Origin of the sequence: Robiginitalea sp. (assembly GCF_049588695.1) — a bacterium.
In the GTDB taxonomy this organism is placed as follows: Bacteria; Bacteroidota; Bacteroidia; order Flavobacteriales; family Flavobacteriaceae; genus Robiginitalea.
Window position 1 is genome coordinate 1 of sequence record NZ_JBAVZJ010000462.1, and the last position, 6,008, is coordinate 6,008.

General features: G+C 49.8%; 6 protein-coding genes. 3 read left to right on the forward strand and 3 right to left on the reverse strand.

What is annotated here, in order from left to right; genetic code table 11:
• The 3 genes from WBV75_RS10875 to WBV75_RS10885 all read left to right on the forward strand — a co-directional run.
• A partial coding sequence (locus WBV75_RS10875) for an HAD-IC family P-type ATPase (protein WP_424120631.1) occupies nt 1–678 on the forward strand: 678 nt, incomplete at its 5' end.
• A gap of 21 nt (nt 679–699) precedes the next feature.
• Nucleotides 700–2,460, forward strand: coding sequence for an efflux RND transporter periplasmic adaptor subunit (locus WBV75_RS10880; RefSeq protein ID WP_424120632.1), 1,761 nt, complete (start codon nt 700–702; stop codon nt 2,458–2,460).
• A gap of 112 nt (nt 2,461–2,572) precedes the next feature.
• Nucleotides 2,573–2,989, forward strand: coding sequence for a hypothetical protein (locus WBV75_RS10885; RefSeq protein ID WP_424120633.1), 417 nt, complete (start codon nt 2,573–2,575; stop codon nt 2,987–2,989).
• Nucleotides 2,990–3,076: 87 nt separating this feature from the next.
• On the opposite strand, the gene WBV75_RS10890 is transcribed toward WBV75_RS10885, so the two are convergent.
• The 3 genes from WBV75_RS10890 to WBV75_RS10900 form a co-directional block, all read right to left on the reverse strand.
• Complete coding sequence (locus WBV75_RS10890; protein WP_424120634.1) at nt 3,077–4,135, reverse strand: hypothetical protein; 1,059 nt, start codon at nt 4,133–4,135, stop codon at nt 3,077–3,079.
• Nucleotides 4,136–4,295: 160 nt separating this feature from the next.
• Entirely contained in the window at nt 4,296–4,655 is a 360-nt protein-coding gene (locus tag WBV75_RS10895) for a hypothetical protein (protein ID WP_424120635.1), read from the reverse strand.
• Nucleotides 4,656–4,779: 124 nt separating this feature from the next.
• Nucleotides 4,780–6,008 (reverse strand): DUF4249 domain-containing protein (locus WBV75_RS10900; protein ID WP_424120636.1); only part of this gene is annotated, 1,229 nt, incomplete at its 5' end.

Here is a 6,008-nt window from a genome sequence, read left to right on the forward strand (position 1 = left end):
GCTGCAGGTGCTGAAATTCAAACCGGCTTAAAGGATAAGGCGGTAAGGTATCAGGAACAGGGAAAAACGGTGTCTTTCCTGTCGATTGAACAGACCGTGGCGGGTTTTGTGGTCATTGGGGATAAAATCAAGAAGACGAGTCGGGAAGCTATTCATGCCCTCCAGGAGAAAGGAATTCAGGTGGTCATGTTTACAGGCGATAATGAGCAGACCGCCGGAGCGGTGGCAGGTGCACTGCACCTCTCCGATTTTAAGGCCGGTATGCTCCCGGAAGATAAACTCAGGGAAGTTGAAAAACTTCAGGAACAAGGCCATATAGTCGCCGTGGCAGGGGATGGCATCAACGACGCCCCGGCTTTGGCCAAAAGCGACGTGGGCATTGCCATGGGCACGGGCACGGATGTGGCGATCGAAAGCGCTTCGATCACGCTGGTCAAAGGAGATTTAAAGGGGATTGTCCGGGCGCGGAACCTCAGTGATGCGGTGATGAGAAACATCAAACAGAACCTCTTTTTCGCCCTGGGCTACAACACCCTTGGCGTACCCATTGCCGCAGGGGTCCTGTATCCGTTTTTTGGCATATTGCTCTCCCCGATGATCGCCGCGGCCGCCATGAGTTTTAGTTCCGTCTCGGTCATTGCAAATGCGCTGCGCTTAAAGAATATTGAAATTGGTTAGAAAACTGATAAAGAAAGCAAGATGAAAAAATCAAATCTCTATATCGCCCTGGCCGCCATGGGCGGACTGTTGGCAGGATATCTCTTTTTTGGAGATACTTTCGGGAAATCCGAAAATCAGGAGAATACCCACAGCCATCAGGTAGAAGCGGGTCAGCAATGGACCTGTTCCATGCATCCTCAGGTGATACAAGCCGAACCCGGGGACTGCCCTATTTGCGGAATGGACCTTATCGCGTCAGAATCCGGGGATGATGGCCTGGCTCCGGGACAGTTCAGGATGACCAAAAATGCGCTGGCACTGGCGGATGTCCGCACAACCATCGTGGGTACCGTTACGACCGGGGGGAATACCCTCAAGCTTTCAGGGACGATTCAGGAAAATGAGAAGGCGGTTGCCACCCAGTCGGCCTATTTCGGGGGTCGGATTGAAGAACTCTTTGTCAATTTTGAGGGAGAAGAAGTTCGAAGCGGGCAAAAACTGGCAAGCCTCTATGCACCCGAACTGGTTTCTGCCCAGCAGGAACTCATTACAGCCTCGGGCTTGAAGGCCAGCCAGCCGGAGCTTTACAAGGCCGTTAGGAACAAGCTGAAACTTTGGAAACTCACCGAAAAACAGATTGCGGAGATTGAGGCCTCAGGGCGTGTACAGGAGTATTTCCCCATATACGCCACGGTTGCAGGCACCGTTTCGGAGATTAGGGTTCAGGTCGGGGATTATGTAGATCAGGGTTCACCCCTGTTTAAAATTGCCAACCTTGGATCGGTATGGGCCGTCTTTGATGCTTATGAAAACCAGGTATCTCTTTTAAGGGAAGGACAGCCCCTGCGCATTACGGCAAAATCCTATCCCAATACACCCTTTGAGGCTGAAATTTCATTTATCAACCCGGTGCTGAATGCTTCCACCCGAACTGTTGAGGTACAGGCTGTGCTTCAAAACCCCGAGGGCAAACTCAAACCCGGAATGTTTGTGACCGGCGATCTGGCGATTATCGCCAAGGGACAGAACGAAGCCCTGGTCATTCCGGAAAGTGCCGTGTTGTGGACGGGGGAGCGGTCTGTGGTCTATGTGAAAACCGATCCAAATTCGCCGGTGTTTGAGATGCGCGAAATTCGGGTAGGGGATGCGGTGAACGAAGCGTACACTGTGGTGTCGGGTCTTGACAATGGGGAGGAGATTGTCACCCGGGGTACTTTTACCCTGGATGCAGCCGCCCAGTTAAAAGGGAAAAAATCTATGATGCATGACGGACCTGGATCGGTACCCACCGGGCATGAAGGCTCTTCACATTCATCCCGGGCAAATCCCGCTAAAGCGGAATCGATCCTAAAAACAGGAACATTTTCCGAAGCTTTTACTGTTGAAATGGCCACTGTAATTCCAGCCTATTTAAAAATGAAGGATGCCCTGGTCGCCGGAGATGCCCCTGGCGTAAAGGAAGGGGCCCGGGAGCTGGTCCGGCAGTTGTCCGCCATACCGACTACAGGCCTGGGTGCTGATGAAAAATCCGCCCTTTCAACGAGCCAGGGCCCATTGAAAGCCATAGCGGATTCCGAGGTGCTGGACACCCAGCGAAAACACTTTGTCCGCCTCAATGAAGTGCTGATTCCAATAATAGAAAACGCAGGGAGTGGGACGCAGACCCTGTATGTACAGACCTGCCCTATGGCCGATAATAATAAGGGTGCTGCCTGGTTGAGTGCCCAAAAGGAAATTCGAAATCCGTATTACGGAGATGCCATGTTAACATGTGGCCGGGTGATCCGAACGATACAATAGGCTTCGCTACGGTTGGGAATGTCCTGAGAGACGAGTAGGAGGCACTCGCAGGAGTACATTGTACTTTGATTTTTGAATTAGGAGCCTTATTTTGGGATTGCGAAAAAGCGATATGAAAATCCACTACAGCAAAAAAAGACTGCGGTCGCACCTGATTCAGGGGCTTCTTTGGCTTGTTTTCTCAATCACACTATTGGTGATTGACGCTTCCTTCTTAAATGGAATGGGCATCGGTTATCTGGTGATGGCCGCCCTGTTTATGGGTAGTTATTTTTATGAACGGCATTACGGGTACCTCACGCTGAAAGCGGATACCATTCAGAAAAACACGCTCATTGGGAAACCCATACGCCTCAGTGAGATTCGGCGTATTAAGAAGTTTGCCGGGGATTATATTCTCGAAACCGAAACGGCCAAAATGACGATAAACACCCAAATTATTGCCCCGGATTCCCTGGAGAAGCTCGATAAAGCCCTTTCCGTTCTTGAGCTACCTCCGCAACTTACCCCTTTTGGGCACACGGCCTGATGCTGAACTCTTACAGGCCAAAGTAGCTTAATTTAGATGTCGTTGGAACTATTTCGGGGCCCGTGGCCAGCTGTCAACTACAACGGCCTACTCCTCTTCCGTTATTATTTGAATCTTGCCTCTTACCCAATCAGGCAGAAAAAAGTCCATGCCCGTTTCCACCTCCAGGGCCACCAGGCGATTCCGCAGGGATACAGATCGCAAACCAATGGCCTCGCGGAGGCTGTCCGTTACATTTAGGGTTTGTTCCCGGGGAGCGTTTAAATATCCGTACCCAGGCTCTGCCCAACCAGATATGGTTGCAATTCTCCAGTCTTCGACCATAGCCAGTTCATAAGGGGAAATATCTCCCGCTTTAAGGGCTTCCAGAAGCAGGGGTTTGAGTTTTGGATATAAAGAGTCCTGTTGGTTATAGGCCGTTGAAATTGAATTGTGGTGGCTCAGGATGGTGGAGGCCCAGTAATCGTTTCGGATTCTTTTTTCTCCCGGATATCCACCGCTTGTAATAATCCCTGTAAGTTTCGAAAGCTGTTCTTCACTATGAGGGGCAAAGACCTTTTCCCCATAGGCGATCTGTGCCTTATCACCCATACGAAACAGGGCACCTATAGCTTTCTTCTGGTCTTTTTTATACATGTCCTGTACCGCTTCTAGCACTGGAATATCCACCGGGTGGAGGGAGGCTGCGTCAAGGTTATCATACGATTTCTCAAGGTGGTCCCAAGCTGGGGTCTTCCGCAACCTTTTCATTCCGGGAAGCCTTTTGACTTCTCTCAGGTCTATACCCTGATGAATTACTTTTTGAAGCAATGCCAAAGCCTTTTCGTCTTCCTTCAGATAGAGCGCAAGTTGTACGGCGATTTTAGCCTCCCGCCCAAAAACAAAGGGATAGGTATCGAAGATCGCTGTGTATGTAATTAGGGCTTCCTGGAAATTTCCTTCCGAGAGTTGGTTTTCCGCCTGGTTTACACTGGAATGGTAGGTGAGGTAATCAGCGGAATGTTCCGACTGACCCATCAGCAGGGCTCCGGGAAACAGTGTGAGACAGCTAAACAGGTACAATAAAAAGGGAAATCGTTGCCCCATGCTCAAATAAAACATAGTGGGATATCCGGGTGAAAACGAATGGACAAAGTCCGGCATCATAGGTGGGAATCCCAGGTTCTTAACATAAAATAAGGGAAGCCTTTTCGGGGCCTCCCTGTATTTGCTATTGCCTTGCAATACCGCACTATTCGTTGGTCTGGGGCAACTCAGAATAATAATGAATGCTTAAACGCACCAGACATGGCCAAATCTGAGAAATTTAGTCCACTTTGAAATCGGCATCGTAATCGCCTTCTCCAACCGGTTCTTTGCCCGTTCGGATAAAGCCCTGCTTCAGTTCGATAGCGTACCTGAAAAAAATCGGTTTTTCGTTTCTCAGCAGGTCCAGAATGTTTGGATACATGTAAAGGGGATACCGTAGGTAAACCAGTTTGTTACGCTTATCGTAGTGGTTTTCCGGAAATTTTGATCCATCCTTATAGAACGTGGCCTGCAAGACCAGATCATCCCCGCTGTAGCAACGTATCAGGGCCTGCGGATAGATTTTTTTACTGGTGCCGCTGCCACCGGATTGTATGTGGATCCAGTAAAGGTCAATTTCTCGGTCTATGTATTTCATAATTTTTTGGTTTTTAATTTTAGCAGGACATAAGTTATAAATTATTTTCGGACATCCGATAATTGAGGCCATTATTCTCTTAAAATGAGGATCAGAAAGCCAAATGCGTATTCGGAATCCCGAATTATTCCACCCAGAAATCCGGCTCGATATTTGAACCCAGAGCCGTGCAGTCTCCACATGCGCGTTGGGTGACGAAATAAGGCCCCTCACAGAGTCCCGGCGGAATAGTATTATCCAGATAGTATTCCACAAGTTCTAACTCAATCAATTCTGTCAGACCCTGGGGTGCCCCACATTCGTCCGGGGGTGATGGGCCATCCCGCTGCGGATTGTAAAGTCTGGGAGCGAAAATACGCTCGCAGTTCACCGTGCCAAAATAAGGGGGCAGGGGTTCCCCGGGGTAGAAATCCTCGTAATTAAAGAAGAGCCTTGCCTCAGTGACCGAAGTGACTTCGAAATAACCGAGGACGATGGCCTCTGCATCATTAACCGCCTTTATATTTCCTTCCAGCAAGCCGGGCTGGATCTGGTTAAACACATTATCGCTGGAAGAGAAGTTGCGCAGGCTTGTATAGAAACTGTAGGCCTCCGGAGATTGCAGGTATTGCTTCACCAGGATACTGTATCTATGGGAAATCACAGGGTTGTCGTTACCCAAAAACCGGACCAGGTTCCCACTTAGTTCTTCGGTTTCGGCCTCCAGGCCATTGGAGAGCAGGATTTCGGTAGAGGCTACCGTGTTGTAGCAGACCCGTTCTTCCTGAGCCCTCGGTACCAGGCGAACATCCGGATAAATCCCTTCGGTGATTTGAGAGAAATCCTGGAGGATCTCAAATTCCGAGGCCGTCCAGTTTGGGGCGATGATCTTATAGGTTTCCTCGTATTCGTACCGGTAGCGGTCTGCCCGGGGGTCCGGATTGGAGCTGTCCACATATATACTTATACCTTCAACACCCAGATTGCTGAGTTCTCTTTGGGCGTAAATCCGGTCTATCGAGCTTTCCGGTCCTCTTGAAGCCGGTTGTGAGAGGTACAGTTGTCCGTCAGCCAACTCAATTTCAAGGGTGTATTCCACATCCTGAAGGGCGGAAAAAATCCCATTTGAAAGGTACAGGCCGGGTCCTGTTTCCTCAAAATTAAAGGTGGATCCTTCGGAGGAGGTAACGGTGACAGCTGCCCCGGAAACACCGGCATAGGTGGAATCTGCACTCAGGGTAGTGGGCCTGCTGAGAAGAATTCGTTGCCGTTTGCTTTCATTGGTAATCCGGGCGTCTACCACGAGTACATCTTCCAGTGAAAACCCAACGGGATCCAGGGTTTCTACAGCAACCTCATCGATGCACCCTACTG